The organism is Neptuniibacter pectenicola (assembly GCF_001597735.1).
Lineage (GTDB): Bacteria > Pseudomonadota > Gammaproteobacteria > Pseudomonadales > Balneatricaceae > Neptuniibacter > Neptuniibacter pectenicola.
In genome coordinates this window covers 1-257 of record NZ_LUTS01000147.1, presented here as the reverse complement: position 1 = coordinate 257, position 257 = coordinate 1, and the positions used below count along the sequence as shown (strand labels likewise).

The following is a 257-nucleotide window of genomic DNA, read 5'->3' as shown; positions in this document are numbered from 1 at the left end:
GCAGAGCCAATTATAAAAGAAATGTTGGCCCAGTCAGGCTGCTACTGTGGCGTACTATCAGTTGTTGAGTCTGAGTTTTTATTTCAGTCGCAAAGTGACTCGGTGATGTCTTCGGCCATCATGCCTTTAGTGTCATTTGAAGGTGGGCAAGTGGTTTATCATGGCGTATTGGCGCTTGGTTCTAATCGATTGAACCATTTCGATAAAGAGAAGGGCTCCTTGTTTTTAGATTACCTTTCTGACCTATTGAGTGCGCT

General features: G+C 44.0%; 1 protein-coding gene. It reads left to right on the top strand.

Features of this window, described 5'->3' with window-relative positions:
* The coding region (locus A3773_RS17275) for a DUF484 family protein (protein ID WP_156473574.1) at positions 1–257 on the top strand (257 nt) is incomplete at both ends.